Origin of the sequence: Marinobacter confluentis, from assembly GCF_004785685.1 — a bacterium.
Lineage (GTDB): Bacteria > Pseudomonadota > Gammaproteobacteria > Pseudomonadales > Oleiphilaceae > Marinobacter > Marinobacter confluentis.
Genome location: NZ_SRPF01000002.1, coordinates 786,641 through 809,254 on the forward strand (window position 1 = coordinate 786,641; position 22,614 = coordinate 809,254).

The window sequence follows — 22,614 nt, forward strand, 5'->3', positions numbered from 1 at the left end:
TGGACATCAAGACGGCGGGCCTGGTGGCGGCGCTCTACACCATTCCGGCGTCACTGTTCCGTATATTGGGCGGCTGGATGTCTGACCGATATGGCGCCCGCCGGGTCATGTACTGGACCTTCATTGCCTCTGCGGTGTGCACCTTCCTGTTGAGCTATCCACCCACCGACTATCAGATCAGAGGCATCAAGGGCACCATCAGCTTCAGCCTTGAGCTGAACCTGCTCGGCTTTATCCTGCTAACCTTTGTGCTGGGTTTTTTCATGTCTCTGGGCAAGGCAGCGGTGTTCAAACACATTCCGGCCTATTATCCCGACAGCGTCGGCGCGGTTGGCGGTGTGGTCGGTATGATTGGCGGCCTGGGCGGTTTCTTCCTACCCCTGACCTTTGGCATGCTGAACGATGTGATCGGTATCTGGCAGAGCAGCTTTATGCTGCTGTTTGTCATTGCGACCGCTGCCCTGAGCTGGATGCACATTGCCATCCGTTCCGCTGAGCGGGTTGAATGGAGCTCACAGGAAGAAAAAACCGATCTGCCGGAACTGTCCACGCCCAACGCTTTTGTGCTTGAAGAGTGGAAACCGGAAGACAAGACCTTCTGGGAAACCAAAGGCAAGGCCATTGCCAGGCGCAACCTTTGGATCTCCATTCCCAACCTGTTTCTGGCGTTTGCGGTCTGGACCATCTGGAGCATTCTCGTTGTGAAAATGCCCAGCCTGGGCTTCAGCTACAGCTCCAACCAGCTATTCTGGCTGGCCGCCCTGCCGGCGCTATCTGGTGCCACCCTGCGGATTTTCTACAGCTTCATGGTGCCGATTTTCGGGGGGCGTCGCTGGACGGCAATTTCCACCGCATCCCTTCTTGTACCCTGCCTGTGGATCGGTTTTGCCGTGCAGAACCCCGACACACCCTACCTGATCATGCTGATCCTGGCCCTGCTCTGTGGATTTGGCGGTGGCAACTTCGCCTCAAGCATGGCCAATATCAGCTTTTTCTTCCCCCAGGCGCAGAAAGGCGGGGCCATGGGACTGAACGCCGGGCTGGGTAATCTCGGGGTGTCCGGCATGCAATTGCTGGCACCACTGGTCATCGCCACAAGCGTTTTCAGCCCGGTGGTAGGCGACCCGCTGATCATTCAGGAGGGCGCCCGTGCTGGCGAATCCCTGTGGCTACAGAACGCGGCCTTCCTGTGGGTTCCGCTGATCATCATTGCAGCGGTGGCGGCCTGGTTTGGCATGAATGACATTGCCGATGCCAAAGCCAGTTTCCGAGAGCAGGCCGTCATCTTCCGCCGCAAGGACAACTGGCTGATGTGCTGGCTTTATCTGGGCATGTTCGGCAGCTTCATCGGCTTTGCCGCTGGCTTCCCGTTGCTTTCCGGCATGCAGTTCCCGAGTGTGGACCCGGTGAAATATGCGTTTCTTGGGCCTCTGGTGGGCGCCCTCGCCCGGCCGGTTGGCGGCATTCTGGCCGATAAACTCGGCGGAGCGAAAGTCACGCTCTGGACATTCGCAGTCATGATTGCCGGGGTTTTCGGAGTCATCTCCTTCCTGCCAGGCAAACTTACCGAAGGTAACTTCTGGGGCTTTTTCGGTTGCTTCCTGGTGCTTTTCATTGCAACGGGTATTGGCAACGGGTCCACCTTCCGCATGGTACCGGTGATTTTTCGGAACCTGCTGATGAAAGAACAGCCCGACCGGCCAGAGGAAGCCGGTAAAGCGGCCAACCGCGAATCTGCAGCGGTGCTGGGCTTTATCTCGGCCTTTGCAGCCTACGGCGGTTTCTTTATTCCCAAGTCCTATGGCACATCCATTGACCTGACCGGAGGTGTATCGGCTGCGCTGATCGGATTCGTGGTGTTCTATGCCAGCTGCCTGGTGATCACCTGGTGGTACTACGCGCGGAAAAATGCGCCAACACCCTGCTGAGGTAATCCTTCAGAAAGGCTTGTTGATCGCCAGATGAAAAATTGCCGTGATCTGGAGCAGTGCCAGCGCCGATGCCGCCAGCCGAACTTGCAGGTTGGCGGTTTGCTTAATGGCAAAAACGCCAGCGGCGATATAGCCGAGCAAAAGTAACACTTTGGCCGTCAGCCAGCCGTGAACAAACGGCATCCAGGAGGTGACAAACAACAGGCTGATTGCTGCTGTCAGCAGCACCGTGTCATTGGCGTGGGGAATCCAGCGCAGCGGGGTCTGTCGCCAGCCCGGTTTGCCTACCGCATCCAATAGCAGACGCAATGAAAACAGCACCACCGTCAGATAGGCGGCCATCATGTGAATACTTTTGAGCACCAGATAGCTGTTCATGGATATCACCTTTAAACATACCGCTTGAGGAGTATGTCATCACTATAAACATTTATTTAGAATGATACTTAAAACAGACCCCAGTGGAGCCTCTCTGATGCAGGCAAACGCCCGCCAGCTTTTTGCTTACCCATTCCGCATTTTTTTTCTGTCTATGGCCATTCTTGCCATTGTTGCCATTCCTTTGTGGGTGCTTCAGGTCACCGGCGCGATCCGGCTTCCCCTGACCATGCCGGGCCTGTTCTGGCACCAGCATGAAATGCTGTTTGGCTTTCTTTCCGCCGCCATCGCCGGCTTCCTGCTGACCGCCGTATGCGTATGGACCCAGACCGAACGAACCCACGGTACCAGGCTGGCATTGCTGTGGGGAGTATGGCTTGCCGGGCGGCTTCTGCTGGCTTTTGGCTCAGGCCTGCCGGACTGGCTGATCCATGGCGTGAACCTGGCGTTTCTGCCGCTGGTCATGCTTGACGCCGGTTGGCGGATCTGGCGCGCCAGGCAGAAGCGGCAACTGATGATTCTGCTGGTACTGGGGCTGCTGTGGCTGATGCAGATCGGCTTTGTTACCCGCTTCGACCCGGCGTTCAGCTACGGCGCCCTGATCATGGCCATGGCACTGATCAGCATCATCGGTGGGCGTATCACCCCGGCGTTTTCCGCAGGCTGGCTTCGCCAGCGAGGGTTGGATGCCTCCCGGGTTAAAATGGTTCCGGCGCTGGATATGGCAGTCCTGCTCAACATGGTGCTGCTGATGGTGTCGCTGGTATCGCAGTGGCAGGCCGTAACAGCAGCTCTGGCCATAGCCGCCGCTACTCTGATGCTGGTGCGCCTGGCCGGCTGGAAGGGCTGGTTATTCCGCAAGGAGCCGCTGCTGTGGATGCTGCACTTGTCCATCCTGTGGGTGCCGATAGCCCTGCTTCTTCTGGCCGGTGCCATTCTGGCGGGCTGGCCCACCAGTGCCTGGACCCATGCCGCAGGCACTGGCGCGGTCGGCTGCCTGATTCTGGGAGTGATTGCCCGGGTGTCTCTTGGCCATGCCGGCCACCCGCTTGTTCTACCCCGGGGCATGGTGACCGCATTCCTGATGATTCATCTGGCCGCGCTGGTGCGGGTTCTGACCGCTTTTGATGTCGTGCCCTGGCATGCAGGCGTGGGGTCCAGCTCCCTCCTGTGGGTGCTTTCCTTCGGTATTTTTCTCGCCCGTTACGCAGGAATTCTGGCGTCGCCACGGGCCGATGGAAAGCCCGGCTGAGATCCTGGCCGGGCCGATGCTATCCAATCAGCCCGGCTGCCATTAGAATTCAGGCTCCCGCAGTTTCATGGAGCCGTTTTCAATGTCGTCCCAGCCAGCTACCGAAAACCGATTTGCCCAGTTGCGGCGCATAGAATCCAGCCGGATCTTCCAGAGCGTGGTCATCGGTATCATCATTCTTTCCGCCCTGACCATCGGCGCCAAAACCTACGAACTGCCGCCCCTGGCTGAACAGTCCCTGAGCATCATGGACATAGCCATAACCCTGTTCTTCCTGATTGAAATTCTGTTCCGGTTTGCCGCCTGCCCAGACAAAAAACGCTTCTTCCTGGACGGCTGGAACCTGTTCGACACCCTGGTTGTGGTGGGCAGCCTGATCCCGCTGAATAATTCCGATGCGGTGCTACTGGGACGTTTATTGAGAGTCTTCCGGGTGTTGCGACTGGTATCGGTTGTGCCGGAACTGCGCTTCCTGATTAACTCACTGCTCAAGGCCATTCCCAGAATGGGCTATATCGCGCTGCTGATGTTCATCATTTTCTACATTTACGCCGCCATGGGCTCGATGTTTTTCGCAGATGTTGATGAATTTCTCTGGGGTGACGTGTCCATCGCCATGCTGACCCTGTTCCGGGTGGCCACGTTTGAAGACTGGACCGACGTGATGTACGCCACCATGGAGCAGCATCCGCTGAGCTGGCTCTACTACCTGACGTTTATCTTCCTGACCGCGTTCGTTTTTCTGAACATGATGATTGGCGCGATTCTGGAAGTCATGGGCGAAGAGAAAAACGCCAAAGAAGCCCAGTCGGCTCATGACGAACGCGATGAGATCATCCAGCAGCTTCAATCCGTTCAATCGAAGCTCGATCAACTAACCGAGAAAATGGAGAAATCGCAGAGCTAAAACATGGCTTGAGGGGGCCGACCTGTCTATCTCTTTGGCCGCCATGCCCAAACCATCTTGCACACAATCGGAGAGTCACCTTCACTATCGAGTACTGTCACGGGGACGGAGATCTCGCCTTTTGTTGTATTTCGGATGGCCTGGCACGCATCCTCACTCAGCGTTGCTTCTGCAGACAGAGACCCTTTTGCTTTACCGACGAAATCAATGTCCATGGACTTCAGAACGTAGACACAGTCATCTCGTACGTTCATGGCAAACACCATGCCCGTTGCTGATTCCGCGAGCAGTGCCATCGCTGCGGCGTGAATTGTATTGATATGGTTCAGCACCTTTTTCCGGCTTTTCAGGCTAAGCCGGGCTTTGTTCTGGTCGAGGTGTTCGAATGACAATCCTGCTGTTCCAACAAATGGGACCGTTCTTCCGACCATGAACGTAAGCAAACGGTATTGAAGCGATTCCGGGAATTTTTCTATTTTACTTAGCGTTCGGCTAAGTCGATTATTAAAAATCATTCGTTGGTTCCTGCAAGATAAAATCCACTTTTCTGGATAACACAGGTTCAGTCCTGATTCTTTTTCCGCACATACAGTGTTTTCCTGACTCGCGCGATCAGCTCATTGGCCTCATCAACAACGTCAATTGTGAACTCGGGCAAGTACTTTTCCCCTCCGGCCGTCTTATGTTTGATGTCCTCCAGGTCACCATCCTCAATCCTTATAACGGACGTCACTTTTTTCTTGCCCGCTTTCACAAATTCAATATCGGCGGCTTTATCCCAGATCAGATAATCCCGTCCCAGGAGTTGCATCAACAGCAGCATTAAATGCGGGTCTACCATCGAATAGAGACTTCCCCCGAAATGGGTGTTGACGGCATTGCGGTTGTACCAGCGCAAAGGCATGCCAACGTGCAGTTCTTTCCAGTCGTCGCTGACATACTGAATCCTGATGCCAGCACCCAGATAGGGTGGATAGACGTTCAATAGGCGCTTGAGTGATTTGGGGGTAAATCTCATGAAATCCTCTTTTTCTAAGAAATTCCGGAATTGAACGATTCACGATAAAGGTATCCTTTGCCCCATTGCCCGATCAAAAGGTTTTTTCTACGCTATAGAAAAGAAAATCTTTTTAGTCGGCAGAGCCATGAACTACAGACGGACACCACCGATCAAGTACATTCCAATCTTTGAGGCGGCGGCCAGGCATTTAAGCTTCAAAAAAGCGGCGGAAGAGCTGTGTGTTACGGCACCGGCGGTCGGGCAACAGATAAAGGCATTTGAGGAGTGGCTGGGAAAACCGCTTTTCCAGCGTTCTGCACGGCAGTTATCTCTGAGCGCGGAGGGTGAATGTTACTTCAGAGCAGCTCAAGCAATAATGACCGCGCACAAGAAGGGCTACATAGAATTTTCCCGCAGGTTCGATAAGTCCGTGCTTCATATCAGCGCGCCCTTGTTTACGGTACAAGAGGTTCTTCTGCCGAACTACCTCAGGTTTAACGACTATGCATCAGCGACAGAACTGCGGATTGAGGCCCGTATGTCATATGTTGATTTCGACGCCGAACGAGTTGACGCGGCAATACGGCTAGGGGATGGCAACTGGCCGGAACTTCACTGTCGAAAGCTCTGTGAGGCATTTGTGGCACCAGTTTGTAGCCCCTCTTATGCGGCTTCCCATGAGTTCACAAAACCAGGCGATCTCAGCCAGCATCGGCTGATCTATGCCGAGCCAGCAATGAACGACTGGGGGCACTACTTCGGCGTTAATGATTTTCAACCGCAGAACAAGCCGATTATCTGTGATTCCTATTTGGGTGCCTTGAAAGCGGCATCGGACGGCCTGGGCGTGGCCTTGGCGATTTTCCCGACCGCAAACACCTGGGTGGACAGCAACCGCATAGTGCTGCCTTTCCCGGTTCAATATCGCACGGGAAGAAGCTACTGGATGGTCGTTCCTGAAAGCGACCATTCGCTACCTCAGATTGATGCCGTTTACGGCTGGCTTCAAAGCATTTTCGATGAGTTGCCTGCACTCAAACAGACCGTCGCTACAATAGCGCTGGAGTCGTTTTAACTGGACGGCGATCGAAGGAAACATGAAGCTCCTAGCCCCCCGGTTCAAAAAACGAAACCGTCAAAACAAAAGCCGTCACAACCACGCCATAGCCATTGATCAGAACTGCCAGCCAGCGTGTGCCTGTCGATGCGTATTGTCCCGGGCTGCCAGTCGCCAGATGCTTGATCACACCACCGCCGGCCAGGATCACCATGAGCACTGTCATGGTGATCCGGAACGGCCACTGGGAATCCAGCATACTAAGCAGCGCGCAGATGCCGTAGGTGGCCATGGCGGCAATGCCGGCACCGGGCCGGGTTGGCGTGTAATAGGTGCCTGTGGCCCGGAAATGTAGCAGGCTCATCAGGTTCATGATGATGCCCAGCAGGACATAGGAAAACTGCAGGGTTGTCAGCACTGTCTGTCAGGCCCTTGAGCCAATCGCCTTGCTGACCAGCCGACGGAAAATCCGGTGTTTCAGGGTTTTCCTGCCCAGCACCAGAGGTTTGTCGACACCGGGGGCTTTGGTCAGCAGTTCATAACCGGACTCCGTCACCAGCACCGTGTCGGAATGCCGGTAGCCACCCACCCCCTGCACGTAGATGCCCGGCTCGATGGACACAATCATCCCAGCCTCCAGCACATCATCAGAACCTTCAGACAACCAGGGCCCCTCGTGGTTACCCAGCCCCAGGCCGTGGCCAATGCGGTGCAACCGCTGCTCCGGCTTGCTAATGCCCTCACTGGCGAGAAACTGGTTAACTTCGCTATCGATGTCAGAGCATCTGGCCCCGGGTTTCACCAGGGATAGACCCAGGTTCCGTGCCCTCAACATGGCATTGAAGTACTTCATATCCTGCTTGCTGGGTGGCGCCGTAAAGTAGGTTCGTTCACTTTCGGCGGCGTAGCCGTTGGCCCGGGTGAGAACCAGTGCCACATGGGGGCCCTCACAAAGTAGATCATCGGTTGAGGGAACCGAGTGCGGTTTGGCGCTGACCGGCGCAGGGAAAGTGCCCATCAGTACCTTGGTGGTCAGAACATCCCAGTCCGGGGTATCGCGAATAATGGACTGGGTCACCTTATTGGTTCTCGCGAAGCCTTCGGCAACCGTTGAGCCATAGTAGGAGTAATCCAATAACTGCTGCACGCCCATGTCGGCATAGTAAGCTGCTTTTCGAACCATCTCTATCTCTGCCGGCGATTTCACCAGACGCAGTTGCTCGATCAGATCCATATGTCGCCCGCCCAGTTCCTGCAACAGGCTGGCCACCGCCATGGGGCAGGAGGATTCGTAAATGAATCCTTTATCCAGTTGGCCATAGCGGCGCAGCGAAGCCGCCCAGTCTACATTGGTAGGTGCCGGAAACTCCCAGTAGGTATAGATATTTTTCGAGTCCAGCGCCCGGGCTTTTTTCAGGTGATCCTTCTCCAGAAAAGGCACCACCAGGCGTTCCGGACCTGTGCGTGGAATGATCAGGAAAAAGGGTCTTTCCAGTGCCTCAAACGTGGCACCACAGAGGTAATAAATGCTTTCGGAGTTGGTCACAACCAACTGGCCCGCACCCAGTTCTGCCAATTTCGATTTCACTCTCTCCCGGCGGGCGAGGAATTCAGTATCTTCAATCATTTTGCAATTCCTACGTCGAATTTTTGGGCCGGATGCGCCAACAGCGCTTTGACGGAAAACATGCTGATAACCGAGGTAAACGCAATGTAAAGCGCTGGGGCATAGTTGATGCTGTAACTCAGGGCGGCCGTCGAGACAATCGGCGCAAAAGCCCCGAACACCGCCACTCCGAGGTTGTAACCCAGGCCCATACCCAGTGCACGACCCGAGGTCAGAAACAGTAGGCTGATGGTGCTCAGACTACCGCCAACAAAAAAGCCCAGCCCGATGCCATTCACCAGCTGAAAAAGCAGAATGCTCAGGAACATCGGCTCGGAGAGCACATAGAGATAAGCGCTCAGCCCTCCAAGGGTTATCACCAGCAGGCCACCACAGGTTGGAACGACTGGCCCGGCGCGATCACTCATCCACCCACCCAGGTAGGCGCAGACCGCCACAACGGCGCAGGACAGGCTGGTGGTTATGGACGTGTACATCACCGGTATATCGAAGGCTGCTTTGGCATAACTGGGCATAAAAATCATCGACAGGTACAGGGACGAGGTCCCCAGGGAAGTAAACCCGATGACAATCATGATGGCACGCCAGTCGATTTTCCCCGGTTTTTCAGGGGCGACGGCCCTGGCTTTTTTGAACTCCTCAGAATCCGACATATGAACCCGGACCCACATGCCCAATGGAATAATGAACAGCCCGATAATGAAGGCGTATCGCCAGCCGTACGCTTCGGCAGCCTCGGTACCGAAGAACTGGTAGACACCCACTGCAAGTAGGGCGCCGGCGGCAAGTGCCAGATAGGTAGATACCGCCAGCAGGCTTACATAGCGTCCTTTTTTACCGTCTGGAGCCACCTCAAGAAACTGGGCTGCGGCAGCACCATATTCCCCGGATGCGGCGAACCCCTGAAGTAAGCGCCCAAGCAGAACACAGACAGCACCGACAGCCCCGGCGGCCTGATAGCTGGGCGCCGCCACGATAAACACGGTGCCCAGCCCCATCATCGCAAAGGTAATGACCAGCGCGTTGGTTCTGCCAATCGTGTCGGCATACCGCCCCATGACATAGGCCCCCAGTGGCCGTGTAAGAAAGCCAATTGCGAATGCACCAATGGTGGCCACCAGGGCCAGGACTTCATCCTCCCCAGGGAAAAAGGTCAGTGAAATAGCCGTTGAGAAAAAACCATAGATGGTGAAATCCAGCCACTCAAAAAAATTGCCTACGCCCGTGCCAACAAGCGTGCGAACTTTGTTGTTTTCCATAAAAACCTCCGAGTAAAAAAAACCTGCCGGCCGGCCTTGCCATTCAGCCGGCAGTTGCAACCAGTTACCGGCCGCTAAACCGCCTGACGTGCGAGGGATTGAACATCCGGACCTCGGGCGGTGTACTGGAGAAATGAATGACTTCCCGCTCTTCGTTTGCCAATCCCTGGGCCTGGTAACGACGGGCATTGAGGTCATGAAAGACATCGACGCTGCTGAGAACGGCTGGCAGATCGTAGTAATTCACCAGATAGGCCATTGAGACTCGCCAGAGCTCGCCCTGCCCGTCATAGAGATCCACGGCGGCGGTGCTCCAGCTGTCCTCATCGATGTAAAAAGTGCGTCTGGAATAGATATGGCGATTGCCCTCTTTCAGGGTCGCCTCAACTTCCCACACCCGATGCAGTTCATACCGGGTGTATTCCGGGTTCAGATGTCCCGGCTGAATGATGTCGTCGTACTCCAGGGACTTGTCCAGAAGCTTGTAATTGTTGTAGGGGATGTAGATTTCCCGCTTTCCCACCAGCTTCCAGTTGTAGAGATCCGGGGCACCGTTGAACATATCCGTATCATCAATGGTGCGCAGGCCGTCTGAGCTGCCAACCGGCGTGTCATAAGAGACAACCGGGGCCCGACGGACCCGACGCTGACCCGGGTTGTAGATCCAGGCCCGGCGTGGTTCAGACACCTGATTCAGCGGCTCGTGGATAATGAACACCTGGCCGGCGGTGCGGGGCGGCGACGTCGCAACACCCAGGTAGTAATAAAGAATATTGTCATGGGAGCTGGCATCACCATCCTTTTGATAAAACGGTGAATAACGCTTGATATCGATAATGGACGTTGCGTAAGCCCCGTTTTCCTGGGTCGCAATATCGGCAGAAGTGCGCTCAAGATAGGTCCCGAAATAACGGGTCATGTGGTTCCAGATGGCTTCCAGGCCGGATTTCGGAATCGGGAATGGAACGCCGCCATAGGCCCCTTCGAAACCCGCACCACCTGCCACCAGCTCAGCGCTGACAGCATTCTGCAGAACATTGTCATAAACCCAGTCCGGCGCGGCCGCGGTTCGATGCGTCTGGTATACCGGAATTCTGAAGGTTTCCGGGTAGCGCTCGAGCATAGCTACCTGGCCGTCCGTAAGGTTTTCACGATATTCCTGCATATTCGTGGCATCGATCACGAATAAAGGTTTTTCAGTCCCGAAGGGGTTTAGGTATGGATCACCCGGGCGGTAACCCTCGGGCATGCTGGTCATTCCGCCGGACCAGGCGGGAATGCTGCCGTCGTCATTACCGGCCTTTTCGGCACCCATTGGGGTCAGGGATTGCCCCAGTTGTGCCGCTTCAGATTCTGACACTGCGGCTGCGCCAAGCGTGGGAATGGCGGTCAAAGTCAACGCGAACAGAGTTTGTTTTAAAGACTTCATACGCACCTCTCAGAAAGAATACTTGATGTTCAGGCCGATATTGTCGCGGTCGCGGGAGACGTTACTCTCGCCCGCGCCGGAGAAACCGGTGTACAGAACTTCCGCTTCCAATGAGGCCAGGTAACTGGCTTTCACACCCAGGGTGTAAGCGCTGCGCCCCTCAATGAAATTACCGTTGGAATGGGAGTTACCCTTGAAATCATCCTTGTAGACGGCGTAAGGCGACAGATTTACCCCCGCAAAGACATCGTTCCATTGGCCGGAAACAAAGACCGTAGCGCCAAACGCATTTCTGTCGATCTGCTCGTCCCTGCCAAAACCTGCGGCGTATTCCTTGTTGGCGCGACCGGCGTAATAACGGGTGGAGCCATCGTAAGCGGTGTACTTGAGGGAGCTACCTCGAACCATTTCCGAGGCCACCTCGGCAACGCCAACCATATTGTCGAAGGACAGCCCCGGCCCGAAGTTGTAAACCGTGCCCAGTGAAAGGTTATAAAGTTCAACCTCTTCATAGTTATTGAGGGTCGAATTCTTGTTGGTTTCGGTACCACCGACGTTCACATCCTGACCCGCGAAAAGCTGGGGCGTCTGTGCCAGCACATCTGCAACCAGGTCATTCAGGGCGGCTTTTCCAATGGGCATTTCCGGGCGGTAGGTCACCTCACCAAACACCGAGGCCTTTCCGACCGTGGTATTGAAACTGGCACCGTACACCTGGATGTCCTCAAGGAATTCCCTGCGGGCGACGGACAGGTTGCCCGCCTCAAGGACCGATGAACCCTGAACCAGTCCGGCGGCTGCAGCTGCAGTCGGGTCACCGGTAGCGGCGGCTGCCAACAGATTCTGGTAGCTGTTGATGCTTCCGCCAGTCACGGCACTGGTGAGCGCATCCAGATCCAGCGAGGTCTCGTTAAAAGACGAGGAAATCACCGGCTCTTTATCGTGATAGTTCACGAAGTAAAATCCGAACTCGGTGTAATTCAGGTCCTCGGCCAGCAGCCGGAACGCCAGGCCAAACTGGCCATCATCGGGTGGTTCTATATCGTCGCCAACGCTGGACACCTTGAAATTGCCAACGCTGTCCAGATAGTCGGTACCCTGGAGCCCGGCCACACTCATGGCTGAAAGACCACTGTAGGTGGCCTGGAACGTCGGGTTGGCGAATGCCGGGCTGTTGGTATAAGCGGTATGGCTGCCCGGCACAAACAGGTCAGAGGTTGAGAAGAACGTACCCACCGGGTCAAACGACGAAGCCTCCCATTCCCACTGGTAAAAAGCTTCGGCGCTCAGGCTTTCCGTCACATCGATACTGGCCGAAATGGCACCCAGCGGCACCAGAACTTCCTTTACTTCGGAACCTGGCAGCCTGAATTTGGCCACGTCCACCGGGTTGGTACTGTTAAGCCCGCTTCGGTAGAACAGCCCTTCACCCCAGTTGAATACCTGACGCCCGAGGCGTGCCGACAAAAGCCGGTCACCCAGAAACCAGTTACCGTAAACATAGGCGTCCAGCAGTTCTGCATCACGCCCGGCCTCATCGCGTGTTTCCTCAGTGAACCGATCATTGTTCGGGTAATTGGCGCTGGGCTGGAAGGGGGTGTTGTTGTCCTCGTAGTCCGTCGACCGGTCCATTATCTGGGTGTCATAAAATGCAGTTCCCCGGATAAAGGCGCCATAATTTCGATAGCGGAGCGATGCCTCAGAGGTAATCTTGAACACTTCTGAAACCAGTCCGGTGTCGAAATTCCGGTTGCCGTCGTTCTGGTTCATCAGATCGTTGTTCGGGTCCTGTCCCTCAATTCTCCAGACCTGACCGTAAGAAGCGGTAGTATTGAGATTGATGGACAATGCGCTGTTTGCCGGCGACAGGTCCAGACCCATTGCGCTCTCGCAGAAAAGCATCGGTAATGTCGCTACTCCGGCGAGCCCGGGATAATTTTTCAAGATGCCAGGTATTTTCATGACATACCCTTCTTTGCCGTATTTGTTTTTGTAAGGCGCATCCGGCAAGATCATTACCGGTATGTACCACTTGGTACATTTTTAGTGTAGTAATCATTTTTTGAAAATGTCAACCTTTGCGGCGTGATTTATTGATCGTCGAGACCAGAACTGACACACAAAGGAATCCTGTGAGAAAGAAAACTGAAGGGGCGGAACAGCCGGTCAAAACGCCGCCGGCAAGCATTCTTAGAAAGGTTGTAAACGATGCGCTCGAACACGGGTATGTGTTTCGATCGATGCGTGCGATTGCAGAAACCTCAGGCATCAGTCACCGCATGCTGAACTACCATTTTGGCAGCCAGTACGGGCTATGGGCGGCCATCATCGGCGAGGTTCGCGGATCCGAAAGCGCCCTGTTCAAGGCCGAAACCGAGTTGGTTAATTCCGTGGATGATCTGAAAGCGTTCTTCCTGACCTTCTGGCGCCGGTATACAACGACAGAATTCCGTGCTTTTTACCAACTGCATTTCGAAACCTACAGCTATGCACTGCGTCACCGGGAAGAATGCGCAGATTTCTTGAGCGGTGTGGTTGAGCCCTGGGTTGGCGCAATTTCCGAGCTTTTCAGAAAGGTGGGATTTACGGAACAACAGGCTAACGAGAGAGCCCGAATCATGCTGGCCGCCATGCGCGGTTTCACTCTGGACTTCCTGACTACTGGCGATGCAGGTCAGATCGAAAACGCAGGTCGGACGTTACTTGACCTGGTCTGCGCGCCGCCAAAAGACCGGGCCGATCAATAGCCTCGATTGCCCTAGATCAGATGCTGATCGTAGGCATACTTGGTCAATTCTGCGGTCGTATTAAGAACAAGCTTTGCCTTGATGTTCTGCCGATGGGTCTCAACGGTTCTGACGCTGATATTCAGCTCATTGGATATGGCTTTGCTGCTGAGCCCTTTCGCCACCCTGATCAGGATAGCCTCTTCCCGACGGGTGAGTTTACTGGCTGCCGAGCCACTGCTCTGCTCGCTGTTGAAAAGTGTTTCGGTCGCCGCACGGCAGATATAAGTGGCGCCGTCAGCGACCGTGCGAATCGCCCGCACCATTTCTTCAACCGAAATGTCCTTAAGGATATAGCCTTTTGCGCCGTGGGACATGAGTTGCGAAATATATTCCCGGTTGTCATGCATGCTGAGAATCAGCACTTTCAGGTCCGGGTAACGTTCATGCAATATCTTTGTTGTTTCGATGCCGTTCATGTTTGGCATGCTAACGTCCATCACCACAACATCCGGGCGCAAATCCTCCACTTGTGCCAGTGCATTCAGACCGTCGGCGGCTTGCCCGACGACGGCAATACCCTCCTCCTGATCGAGCCTGGCCTTTATGCCTTCCAGTATCAGGATGTGGTCGTCCACCAGTAAGACTTTCAATACCGATTCCGATGAGCTCATCGCATTATCACCGTTATGCCACACAGGCTTTCGAATTATTGTTCTAGCCGGGCCTCGCCTGAAAATGCGCAAATGAGGCCATGATCCGGGTGCCGCTTATCTGCCCCGGCAACACTTCAAAACTTCCTCCCAGAAACTCCACGCGCTCGCGCATGTTCCGCAATCCTATTCCGACCTTGGCATAGGCATCCTTCTTGTCAATTCCCATGCCGTTGTCGGAGATACACAGGAAGAGCCCTTCGGCGTCCTCCTCCAGGCTCACCGCTACTCTCGACGCACGGGCGTGTTTTTCGATGTTCGAGAGTGCTTCCTGAACGATGCGGTAGAGGGTGGTTGCAACTTCCTCTGATATCTCGCTTTTGGGTGACTGGATATCAAGGTAGGTGGTGATGTCATTTCGTTCACGGAAATCCGCCAGCAAATGGTTCAGGGCCGCCAGCAAACCCAGATCATCCAGTACGCTGGGGCGCAGGTCGTGGGAAATACGCCTTACTTCGTGGATCGCGTGCTTCAGGCCTTCATCTCCCTTGGCCAAGGATTCCTGAATCGCCGTGTTGGTTTGGGGAATCTGCTTCATCGCCGTTTCCAGGCGATATTTCACGGACACGAGCAGTTGATTAATACCGTCGTGCAGCTCACGGGAGACTCGACGCCTCTCCTCTTCCTGGTGCTGAACGGTTCTATGGCTGAGTTCTTTGAGATTCTGGTCTGCCAGGCGGTGCTCGTGCACGTTGAAGAGAACCACGGCGATCAGAATGATGCAGATGGAAACAATCAGGGCAACCAGAATAGCCACCAGCGTCTGTCGCACGTTGGCATCCACGCCCGCCTCGATCAGGCGCATCTCCGAGGCAATGTCGTCAATATACAGCCCGGTGCCAAACATCCACTGCCAGTCTTCGATCTGTTCGACGTAGCCGACCTTATCCACTTCCTTGCCAGTGGTTGGCTGATTCCAGAGGTACTGATAATAACCGCCACCGTTTTCTGCAATGCTGATCAGCTCGCGGATAAGGTAGTCGCCGCTTCTATCCTGGAAATCAAACATCTGCCTGCCCACCAGTTGCGGCTGTGCGGCGTGAACAACGTTGACCCCGTCTTTTGTGTAGGCGTAGAAATAGCCGTCGTCACTGAAAAACGCTTTCTGCATCAGGGCCCGCACCCTGTCCTGGGCTTCTTCCTCGGTGGTGGAATTCTGGCGAACGAACTCCACCGCGGTGCGCATGATCGACACATAGTCTTTCAACGCGGTTTCCTTGGAGCGCCGAAGGTTCTGTTCGAAGATCTGCAATTCCCGCTCCGTCAGCCTCTCCCCCTGATGCAGTGTCACAATCGAGAAAATGCCGGTGACAATAAGCAGTGGCACCAGGGCAAGCAGTATAAGTTTTGTTCTTAATGACATAGCTGCTGCTCTTTTTATTGTTTTGGCGCACCGGCGGAGCTATCCACCGGTGCTGTAGCCTCCAGATAAGACCAAAGTCTAGCCCAGACCGGCGCTTTTTGTACCTCAGGACGCCGACATTCCAAAAACCTCCGGGAGAACAATAATGGCGATCAACACTGCGATCTGTATCAGGATAAACGGCATAACACCTCTGTAGATGTCGGTAGTTTGAACTTCCGGGGGCGACACCCCCTTGAGGTAGAACAGACTGAACCCGAAGGGTGGCGTCAGGAAGCTGGTTTGCAGGTTCATGGCAATCAGGATGGCGAACCAAAGCATGTTGATGCCCATCAGTTCGGCAATGGGAGCCAGGATCGGCACAATGATGAACGAGATTTCGACAAAATCGATGAAGAAGCCCAGCACCAGAATGATGATCATCGTCAGTATCAGGAAGCCCCATTTCTCGCCGGGAAGCTGTAACATCCATTCTTCCAGCAGGTAATCCCCTCCGGTGTAGCTGAATACCATCGAGAAAGCCGTTGCCCCGATCAGGATGGCAAACACCATAGCGGTCACCTTGACCGTGTCCTTGGAGGCGTCCCAGATCATCTTGAACGAGAACTGGCGATAGATCAGGGCCAGAATCACTGCACCGACACCGCCGAGTGCAGATGATTCAGTGGGTGTGGCGATACCGGCAAAAATGGAGCCCAGGACTACAACCATCAGCGCCAGTGGCGGGATGATCGCCAATAGTGCGTCACGTATCTCTTTGCTCCTGGATTTGTTGTTGTCGTCTGGCATGGCTGGCGCCATTTCAGGCTTGAATCGGGTGAGAATGAGAATGTAGACGATGTAAAGACCGATCAGGACAACGCCAGGCAGAACAGCTGCCTTGAACAGATCTCCGACCGGAAGGCCTAGAACATCACCCAGAATAATCAAAATGATGGAAGGTGGAACAATCTGGCCCAGGGTGCCGGCGCCACAGATGGTGCCCGTGGCCAGCCGTTTGTCGTAACCGTGGGCGAGCATGACTGGCAGGGAAATCAGGCCCATCGCCACCACACTGGCGCCTACCACACCGGTCGAGGCAGCAAGCAGCGCGCCAACAAGAATGGTGGAGATGGCCAGGCCACCGGGCAGTCCGCCGAACAGGCGGCCCATGGAGGTTAGCAGCTGGGCGGCCAGCTTGGTCCGCTGAAGAACCACACCCATGAAGATGAACAGGGGTACCGCCATCAGCGTGGTGTTTTGCATCACGCTCATAATGCGGAAGGGCATAAAGGCAAACAGGTCCATGCCTTCTGCGTAAATTCCGAAAAACAGTGCCACGCCACCAAAAGTAAAGGCGACAGGGAAGCCGAACATCAGCATCAGCAGGGCGACCCCGAACATAATCATGCCAATCATGCGAGACCCTCCGCGCCGTGTTTCGCTTCGTAGGTTTTTTCACCCGACATTACCCGGAGGGCCTGTGTGGCCATGTTGAATCCGGCTATGCCGGTAAACACGGCAGATATGGGAATCACGCTCTTGATAATCCACCGATGCGCAAGACCGCCCGGGTCGGGGCTGCCCTCGCCCATACTGTAAGACTCTACAGCGTATGCCTGGCCGTAATGCCAGATCAGGTAGGAGAACGGGATGATAAAGATAATGGCGCCAATAAGGTTGATCCACGCCTTGGTTTTGTCGCTCCAACGGGTGTAAAGCACATCAACGCGTACGTGTCCGTCGGTGCGCAGAGCGTAGGGAATACCAAGCAGGAAAACCACCGAATACAGGTGCCACTCCATCTCCTGCATACCGATAGACACGTCGTTCAGGACGTAGCGGGTAAAAACGTCGTAGAAGACATTCCCCGCCATCAGTATCATCGCGGCACAGGCGACCCAGCCACAAAAAATTGAAAACCAGGCCAGCCCGTCATCGAGCTTGATAATCCAACGCATTACTCTTCCTCCGCCAGGTGAACTGGCGATTTTCCGATGGGTATAAACGATGGAACCGGGGTCGCATAGAGTGACCCCGGTTCAGTTAGCGCCGATATTTACTCAACTTCTGTCATTGTGTTGAGATAGGCGCGCGTGGAAATGTCCGTGTAGGCGCGGCTCTTGTTCAGGTATTCCTCCTGGGATTCAATAATGCGTGCCGCCTGCTCGTTGCCTTCGGCCGCTTCTGCCAGAAGCTTCTCGTTGGCGTCATACATGGCCTGGAAAATTTCCTTGGGGAACTGCTTGATCTGCACGTTCGGGTGCTTGTCCTTGATGGTGGCCCAGGCTTCAGCGTTGGCGTGCTGGGAGTGAATCAGCATGTCGTAGGACGCTGTACGCATGGCGATTCGCATGATTTCCTGCAGGTCAGCCGGCAGTTCATCCCAGACTTTTTTGTTGACCAGGAACTGCAGTTCGGTCGCAGGCTCGTGCCAGCCGGTGTAGTAGTAGTCAGCGATCTGCTGGAAGCCAAGGCGCAGGTCCAGTGCCGGGCCTACCCATTCAACGGCATCAATGGTGTTACGCTCAAGTGCGGTGTAAAGCTCGCCCGGGGCGATGTTGGTGGGGTTAACGCCCACTTCCGCAAATACCTCACCCTGGAAGCCCGGGATACGCATTTTCAGGCCTTGAAGGTCTTCCAGAGTCTTGATTTCCTCACGGAACCAGCCACCCATCTGAACGCCGGTGTTACCGCCGGGGAAGGACAGCAGGTTGTGGGGCTCGTAGACTTCCTGCATCAGTTCCATGCCACCGCCGTGGTAGAACCAGGCCCACTGTTCAACAGCGGTCATGCCAAACGGCATGCTGGTGAAAAACAGGGTTTCGGGCACCTTGCCTTTCCAGTAGTAGGACGCGGAGTGGCCCATGTCGTACTGGCCGGCCTTGACCATGTCGAAAACGCCCAGCGGTGCCTTGTGCTTGTTGGCGGAGTCGATGCGGACTTTCAGGCGTCCGTCGGACATTTTTTCAACGCGCTCGGCGAAGTTCTTGGTGGTGTCACCGAAGATCGGAAAGTTGGGTCCCCAGGTTTCCGCCAGGCGGAGAGTGAACGTCTTTTCCGACGCCTGAGCCAACGAGGCAAAGAGGATCGAGGAAACCACTGCGCCAATTGCGGCGGCTTTAACAAGCTTTTTCATAACTTCATTCCTTTTATTGTTCGTTCAGTTATTTCGCCCGAACCGGGCCTGACATCAGGGTCTACAAGTGGCCACGCCGCCCCTCGGCTGACTGTTCAGGTAGGCCTGATCTGCAATCTGAGTCCAGCGGCGCACTTTCCAGAAGAACCGCGACTGGGAGCTCAGGATGTTTTTGGCAAGCGGGTCTTCGTCAGACCGCTCCTCTAGCAGCTTTCGCGTGGAATCATAGAGGGCCTCAAGAACTTCCGGAGGAAAGGTTCGAAGCTCGACGCCCGGATATTCCACCTGAATGGTGGACCAGTTTTCCGCGCTCTCGAAGGTTGACTGGGTATACATGTCATAGGCGGCAGTGCGCATGGCAATTTTCAGAACTTTCTGAAGGTGCACTGGCAGCTGTTCAAAGCTCTTTTCGTTGATCAGGAACTGCAACTCGGTAGCCGGTTCATGCCAGCCGGTGTAATAGAACCGGGCGATCTGGTGAAATTTCATGCCCAGATCCAATGACGGACCGACCCACTCAAGAGCGTCGATCTGACCATCATTCAATGCGTCATAGAGTTCTCCGGGGGCCAGATTGACGGGTTCAGCGCCAAGATCCTTGAGCACCTCACCGGCAAACCCCGGAATCCGCATTTTCAGGCCCTTGAGGTCCTCCAGGCCCTTGATCTCTTTCCTGAACCAGCCTCCCATCTGGTTGCCGGTGTTGCCGCCGGGAAAGGACATCAACCCATGCTTGCTGTAAACCTTGTGCATCAGTTCCATGCCGCCACCGTGGTAAAACCAGGCGTACTGCTCCTGAGGCAACATTCCGAAGGGTAAGGTGGTAAAGAACAGGGTATTGGGGTCGATGTCTTTCCAGTAGTAGGACGCAGAATGCCCCATGTCATACTCGCCGGATTTCACCATTTCGAAAACGCCGAAGGGCTGCTGATGTTCATCAGCGGCGACCACCTCAACCACCAGTTGCCCTGCCGAAAGCTCGTTGACCATCTCCGCAAAATTGATGGTTGTCTCACCAAAAATAGGGGCATTTGCAGACCAGGTCTGCGCGAGCGTCAAGGTGTAAACGGTGGGTTCTGGTGCCGGCTCCGTGGGTGCCGTAGTGGTTTCCGGAGGCGGCGACTCTTTGCAGCCTGAGAAAAGAATTACAACCAGCAGTGGAATAAAAAGCACGTTCAGATTGCCAGCTTGAACATTCATGTAAGACCTGCCTATTTATATTTGTTGTTTGCTTTGAATTTAATCAAACAAGGTCATTCACGGCTCATGATCCATGGCGCCATGAAAGCTAACAATCCGTAGGAATGACCAAAATATAAGCAGGAACTACTGAGCGCTAGGCGGACGTACGTACGTATTACTACGTAGAAAATGCGGCAGGGAGAGTCTTAAAACAGACAATTCAGAACGGAAAAAAGGCCGCCGGTCGCTGGAACCGGCAGCCCGTGTTCGCAAAATCAGAAAGGCTTGGCAAGCGCCAGATGCAGAATCGCCAGCAGTTGCACAATGGCCAGGACACCGGCGATAACGCGAACTGACTTGCGACGGGTGTCTTTCAGTGCAACCGCACCGGCGCCAATGTAGCCCACCAGCAAAAACAGTTTCGCTGTCACCCAGCCATCCACAAACACCATCCAGGGGCCTACTATTAGCAAGCCTATGGCGGCAACCAGCAAAACCGTATTGTTGGCATGAGGAATCCAGCGCAGGGGCGTTGTGCGCCAGCCCGGCTTGCCAACGGCATCCAGAATGACGCAAAGCAGGAACAGCGCAATGGTGAGGTATGCGCTTGTCATGTGGATGCTCTTCAGAATCATGTAGCTGTTCATAGTGCTGCCCGCTCCGGAGTGGGGAAATGGTTGCGAAAACCGGCATTGTACGCAAAAAAACGCCTTCCGCGACTAGAAATCCTGCATCCCGGGGGGCAGACTGCAACCAATGGTCAATAGCCTTCTGTGCAATTGGCGTTAAAGTGGATGATATAACTTTGTAACAGGGACAACCGCAATATGACCCCAGATCACTTTGATAAGGCCGACCTTGAGGCCTGTGGTCAAGGCACTCTTTTCCCAGGGAAGATGCGCCTGCCTGTCAATGAAATGCTGATGATGGACCGTGTCACTCACTTCAGTGAGACCGACGGCCCTTACGGCAAAGGCAGCATTGTGGCAGAGCTGGATATCAACCCGGATCTGTGGTTTTTCAAGGTGCATTTTGTTGATGACCCGGTGATGCCGGGTTGTCTGGGACTGGACGCCATGTGGCAGCTGGTCGGTTTTTTCCTGGCTGCAACCGGCGGCGAAGGCAAGGGCCGCGCCCTGGGCTGCGGCGAGGTGAAGTTCTCCGGCCAGGTGCTGCCCACCGCCAAACTGGTGCGCTACCATCTGGACATCAAGCGGGTTATCCGGCGCAAGCTGACCATGGCCATCGCCGATGCCCGAATGGAAGTGGATGGCCGTGAGATCTACACCGCCAAGGACCTGAAAGTGGGCATGTTTACTTCTACCGATGATTTTTAGGAGCGATTAAATGCGTCGTGTTGTCGTTACTGGCATGGGCATCGTGTCCAGCCTTGGAACCAATCAGAAAGAAGTAACTCATTCGCTGAAAGAGTCAAAATCCGGCATTGGCCTGAGCCAGGACGCTATCGATAACGGCCTCCGAAGCCACATCTGCGGGCAGATCAACCTGGACCTTCCAAGCCTGATCGACCGCAAGCTGATGCGCTTCATGTGCCCGGCTTCGGCCTACTGCTACCTGTCCATGCAGGAAGCGATCGAGCAGTCCGGACTGAAGGAGGAGCATATCCGCGCGGACACCACCGGTGTGATCACCGGTGCGGGCGGTGCCTCCACGGTGGAACTGATGGACGCCATCGACACCCACCGTGAACGTGGCATCCGCCGGGTTGGCCCCTACCGCGTGCCCCGCACCATGGGCAGTTCGATTAACGCGACTCTGTCCACAGCCTACGGTATCCGGGGTGTGAACTACGGCATCACATCTGCCTGTGCCACCAGCGCGCACTCAATCGGCCATGCCGCCGATCTGATCGCACTTGGCCGTCAGGATGTGATGTTTGCCGGAGGCGGTGAAGATATTCACTGGACCCTGAGCCTGATGTTCGACGCTATGGGCGCCCTTTCGACCAAGTACAACGACACGCCGGAACTTGCGTCGCGCACCTACGACGCTAACCGCGACGGCTTCGTGATCTCCGGTGGTGGCGGCATTGTCGTGCTTGAGGCACTTGAGCATGCGGAAGCCCGGGGCGCGAACATCCTGGCAGAGCTGGTTGGTTTCGGTGCCACGTCTGACGGCGCTGATATGGTTGCGCCCAGCGGCGAAGGCGCCATCCGCTGCATGCAGCAGGCCATGAGAGGCCTGGATGACGACATCAGCTACATCAATACCCACGGCACCAGCACACCGGCGGGCGACGTGACGGAACTGACGGCACTGAAGAAAACCTTCGGCGACCGGATTCCGCCCCTGAGTTCCACCAAGCCGCTCTGTGGGCACGCATTGGGCGCAGCGGGTGTGCATGAGGCGATCTACAGCATCATCATGCAGCGGGAAAACTTTATTGCACCGTCGGCCAATATCCAGAACCTGGATGAAGGCGCCGAAGGCTACCCGATCGTGCGAGAGCGCAAGGACAACGTGAAATTGCCGCTGGTCATGAGCAACAGCTTCGGCTTTGGCGGCACCAACGGCACCCTGGTGTTCCGCAAGACCTGATCGCAGGGCCTGCACGTCAGAACCGCTGTCAGTGGCCACTTACTTTGGCCACTGACGCCGGCTCAACCCTTTTTTACCTTCGCACCACTCACCTGCCGAACTCCGCCATACGG

Annotated in this window: 22 protein-coding genes; 7 read left to right on the forward strand and 15 right to left on the reverse strand. The window is 55.2% G+C overall.

The window, feature by feature from the left end:
* Positions 1-5: 5 nt before the first annotated feature.
* Positions 6-1,928: a nitrate/nitrite transporter gene (locus tag E5Q11_RS09255; protein ID WP_263641507.1), complete on the forward strand. Its 1,923-nt coding sequence runs from the start codon at positions 6-8 to the stop codon at positions 1,926-1,928.
* 9 nt (positions 1,929-1,937) lie between these two features.
* Here the strand turns inward: E5Q11_RS09255 and E5Q11_RS09260 are convergent, their stop codons facing one another.
* Positions 1,938-2,309 carry a SirB2 family protein gene (locus tag E5Q11_RS09260; RefSeq protein WP_135803107.1) on the reverse strand — a complete coding sequence of 124 codons (372 nt, stop codon included), beginning with the start codon at positions 2,307-2,309 and terminating at the stop codon, positions 1,938-1,940.
* A 97-nt stretch (positions 2,310-2,406) separates the two neighbouring features.
* Between E5Q11_RS09260 and E5Q11_RS09265 the strand changes: the two genes are divergently transcribed.
* Positions 2,407-3,561, forward strand: coding sequence for an NnrS family protein (locus tag E5Q11_RS09265; protein ID WP_135803108.1), 1,155 nt, complete (start codon positions 2,407-2,409; stop codon positions 3,559-3,561).
* Between the two features lie 82 nt (positions 3,562-3,643).
* Complete coding sequence (locus E5Q11_RS09270) at positions 3,644-4,468, forward strand: ion transporter (RefSeq protein WP_135803109.1); 825 nt, start codon at positions 3,644-3,646, stop codon at positions 4,466-4,468.
* A 26-nt stretch (positions 4,469-4,494) separates the two neighbouring features.
* On the opposite strand, the gene E5Q11_RS09275 is transcribed toward E5Q11_RS09270, so the two are convergent.
* Positions 4,495-4,983, reverse strand: a complete 489-nt coding sequence (locus E5Q11_RS09275; protein WP_135803110.1) for a DUF4442 domain-containing protein — start codon at positions 4,981-4,983, stop codon at positions 4,495-4,497.
* A 47-nt stretch (positions 4,984-5,030) separates the two neighbouring features.
* Positions 5,031-5,486 carry a DUF4442 domain-containing protein gene (locus tag E5Q11_RS09280; RefSeq protein ID WP_135803111.1) on the reverse strand — a complete coding sequence of 152 codons (456 nt, stop codon included), beginning with the start codon at positions 5,484-5,486 and terminating at the stop codon, positions 5,031-5,033.
* A gap of 127 nt (positions 5,487-5,613) precedes the next feature.
* Here E5Q11_RS09280 and E5Q11_RS09285 point away from each other — a divergent pair, with 127 nt between their 5' ends.
* Complete coding sequence (locus E5Q11_RS09285; RefSeq protein ID WP_135803112.1) at positions 5,614-6,543, forward strand: LysR substrate-binding domain-containing protein; 930 nt, start codon at positions 5,614-5,616, stop codon at positions 6,541-6,543.
* Positions 6,544-6,574: 31 nt separating this feature from the next.
* On the opposite strand, the gene E5Q11_RS09290 is transcribed toward E5Q11_RS09285, so the two are convergent.
* The 5 genes from E5Q11_RS09290 to E5Q11_RS09310 form a co-directional block, all read right to left on the reverse strand.
* Positions 6,575-6,943 (reverse strand): hypothetical protein, encoded by a 369-nt coding sequence (locus E5Q11_RS09290; RefSeq protein WP_135803113.1) that lies wholly within the window; start codon positions 6,941-6,943, stop codon positions 6,575-6,577.
* 6 nt (positions 6,944-6,949) lie between these two features.
* Positions 6,950-8,152, reverse strand: coding sequence for a M24 family metallopeptidase (locus E5Q11_RS09295; RefSeq protein ID WP_135803114.1), 1,203 nt, complete (start codon positions 8,150-8,152; stop codon positions 6,950-6,952).
* A complete protein-coding gene (locus E5Q11_RS09300; protein WP_135803115.1) occupies positions 8,149-9,411 on the reverse strand; it encodes an MFS transporter in 1,263 nt (420 codons plus the stop codon). The genes E5Q11_RS09295 and E5Q11_RS09300 overlap by 4 nt, the downstream gene beginning before the upstream one ends.
* A gap of 64 nt (positions 9,412-9,475) precedes the next feature.
* Positions 9,476-10,840, reverse strand: coding sequence for a DUF1329 domain-containing protein (locus E5Q11_RS09305; protein WP_135803116.1), 1,365 nt, complete (start codon positions 10,838-10,840; stop codon positions 9,476-9,478).
* Between the two features lie 9 nt (positions 10,841-10,849).
* Positions 10,850-12,742 carry a DUF1302 domain-containing protein gene (locus E5Q11_RS09310; protein WP_210426304.1) on the reverse strand — a complete coding sequence of 631 codons (1,893 nt, stop codon included), beginning with the start codon at positions 12,740-12,742 and terminating at the stop codon, positions 10,850-10,852.
* 230 nt (positions 12,743-12,972) lie between these two features.
* On the opposite strand from E5Q11_RS09310, the gene E5Q11_RS09315 reads away from it, so the two are divergent.
* The gene (locus E5Q11_RS09315) at positions 12,973-13,587 is read left to right on the forward strand and encodes a TetR/AcrR family transcriptional regulator (RefSeq protein WP_135803118.1); all 615 of its coding nucleotides are present in this window, start codon (positions 12,973-12,975) and stop codon (positions 13,585-13,587) included.
* An 11-nt stretch (positions 13,588-13,598) separates the two neighbouring features.
* Here E5Q11_RS09315 and E5Q11_RS09320 read toward each other — a convergent pair whose 3' ends face one another.
* From E5Q11_RS09320 to E5Q11_RS09350, 7 genes are all read right to left on the reverse strand, one after another.
* Complete coding sequence (locus tag E5Q11_RS09320) at positions 13,599-14,240, reverse strand: response regulator transcription factor (RefSeq protein WP_135803119.1); 642 nt, start codon at positions 14,238-14,240, stop codon at positions 13,599-13,601.
* Between the two features lie 43 nt (positions 14,241-14,283).
* A complete protein-coding gene (locus E5Q11_RS09325) occupies positions 14,284-15,642 on the reverse strand; it encodes a cache domain-containing protein (RefSeq protein WP_135803120.1) in 1,359 nt (452 codons plus the stop codon).
* A gap of 105 nt (positions 15,643-15,747) precedes the next feature.
* Positions 15,748-17,040 (reverse strand): TRAP transporter large permease, encoded by a 1,293-nt coding sequence (locus E5Q11_RS09330; RefSeq protein ID WP_135803121.1) that lies wholly within the window; start codon positions 17,038-17,040, stop codon positions 15,748-15,750.
* Complete coding sequence (locus E5Q11_RS09335; RefSeq protein ID WP_135803122.1) at positions 17,037-17,582, reverse strand: TRAP transporter small permease subunit; 546 nt, start codon at positions 17,580-17,582, stop codon at positions 17,037-17,039. The genes E5Q11_RS09330 and E5Q11_RS09335 overlap by 4 nt, the downstream gene beginning before the upstream one ends.
* Positions 17,583-17,680: 98 nt before the next feature.
* Entirely contained in the window at positions 17,681-18,760 is a 1,080-nt protein-coding gene (locus E5Q11_RS09340) for a TRAP transporter substrate-binding protein (protein ID WP_135803123.1), read from the reverse strand.
* 54 nt (positions 18,761-18,814) lie between these two features.
* On the reverse strand, positions 18,815-19,960 hold the full coding sequence (locus E5Q11_RS09345) for a TRAP transporter substrate-binding protein (RefSeq protein WP_135803124.1): 1,146 nt from the start codon (positions 19,958-19,960) through the stop codon (positions 18,815-18,817).
* A gap of 257 nt (positions 19,961-20,217) precedes the next feature.
* Positions 20,218-20,589 carry a SirB2 family protein gene (locus E5Q11_RS09350; RefSeq protein ID WP_135803125.1) on the reverse strand — a complete coding sequence of 124 codons (372 nt, stop codon included), beginning with the start codon at positions 20,587-20,589 and terminating at the stop codon, positions 20,218-20,220.
* Positions 20,590-20,769: 180 nt separating this feature from the next.
* Here E5Q11_RS09350 and fabA point away from each other — a divergent pair, with 180 nt between their 5' ends.
* Both fabA and fabB read left to right on the forward strand, forming a co-directional pair.
* Entirely contained in the window at positions 20,770-21,279 is a 510-nt protein-coding gene (fabA, locus tag E5Q11_RS09355) for a bifunctional 3-hydroxydecanoyl-ACP dehydratase/trans-2-decenoyl-ACP isomerase (RefSeq protein WP_135803126.1), read from the forward strand.
* A 10-nt stretch (positions 21,280-21,289) separates the two neighbouring features.
* Entirely contained in the window at positions 21,290-22,501 is a 1,212-nt protein-coding gene (fabB, locus tag E5Q11_RS09360; RefSeq protein WP_135803127.1) for a beta-ketoacyl-ACP synthase I, read from the forward strand.
* Positions 22,502-22,614 lie beyond the last annotated feature (113 nt).

Bases quoted from the DNA above. Each gene is read 5' to 3' on its own strand.
- E5Q11_RS09330 (WP_135803121.1), bottom strand. From the start codon at position 17,040: ATGATTGGCATGATTATGTTCGGGGTCGCCCTGCTGATGCTGATGTTC.
- E5Q11_RS09345 (WP_135803124.1), bottom strand. From the start codon at position 19,960: ATGAATGTTCAAGCTGGCAATCTGAACGTGCTTTTTATTCCACTGCTG.
- fabA (WP_135803126.1), top strand. From the start codon at position 20,770: ATGACCCCAGATCACTTTGATAAGGCCGACCTTGAGGCCTGTGGTCAA.
- E5Q11_RS09300 (WP_135803115.1), bottom strand. From the start codon at position 9,411: ATGGAAAACAACAAAGTTCGCACGCTTGTTGGCACGGGCGTAGGCAAT.
- E5Q11_RS09320 (WP_135803119.1), bottom strand. From the start codon at position 14,240: ATGAGCTCATCGGAATCGGTATTGAAAGTCTTACTGGTGGACGACCAC.
- E5Q11_RS09310 (WP_210426304.1), bottom strand. From the start codon at position 12,742: ATGCTTTTCTGCGAGAGCGCAATGGGTCTGGACCTGTCGCCGGCAAAC.
- E5Q11_RS09305 (WP_135803116.1), bottom strand. From the start codon at position 10,840: ATGAAGTCTTTAAAACAAACTCTGTTCGCGTTGACTTTGACCGCCATT.
- E5Q11_RS09335 (WP_135803122.1), bottom strand. From the start codon at position 17,582: ATGCGTTGGATTATCAAGCTCGATGACGGGCTGGCCTGGTTTTCAATT.
- fabB (WP_135803127.1), top strand. From the start codon at position 21,290: ATGCGTCGTGTTGTCGTTACTGGCATGGGCATCGTGTCCAGCCTTGGA.
- E5Q11_RS09350 (WP_135803125.1), bottom strand. From the start codon at position 20,589: ATGAACAGCTACATGATTCTGAAGAGCATCCACATGACAAGCGCATAC.
- E5Q11_RS09280 (WP_135803111.1), bottom strand. From the start codon at position 5,486: ATGAGATTTACCCCCAAATCACTCAAGCGCCTATTGAACGTCTATCCA.
- E5Q11_RS09325 (WP_135803120.1), bottom strand. From the start codon at position 15,642: ATGTCATTAAGAACAAAACTTATACTGCTTGCCCTGGTGCCACTGCTT.
- E5Q11_RS09295 (WP_135803114.1), bottom strand. From the start codon at position 8,152: ATGATTGAAGATACTGAATTCCTCGCCCGCCGGGAGAGAGTGAAATCG.
- E5Q11_RS09270 (WP_135803109.1), top strand. From the start codon at position 3,644: ATGTCGTCCCAGCCAGCTACCGAAAACCGATTTGCCCAGTTGCGGCGC.
- E5Q11_RS09260 (WP_135803107.1), bottom strand. From the start codon at position 2,309: ATGAACAGCTATCTGGTGCTCAAAAGTATTCACATGATGGCCGCCTAT.
- E5Q11_RS09265 (WP_135803108.1), top strand. From the start codon at position 2,407: ATGCAGGCAAACGCCCGCCAGCTTTTTGCTTACCCATTCCGCATTTTT.
- E5Q11_RS09275 (WP_135803110.1), bottom strand. From the start codon at position 4,983: ATGATTTTTAATAATCGACTTAGCCGAACGCTAAGTAAAATAGAAAAA.
- E5Q11_RS09285 (WP_135803112.1), top strand. From the start codon at position 5,614: ATGAACTACAGACGGACACCACCGATCAAGTACATTCCAATCTTTGAG.
- E5Q11_RS09340 (WP_135803123.1), bottom strand. From the start codon at position 18,760: ATGAAAAAGCTTGTTAAAGCCGCCGCAATTGGCGCAGTGGTTTCCTCG.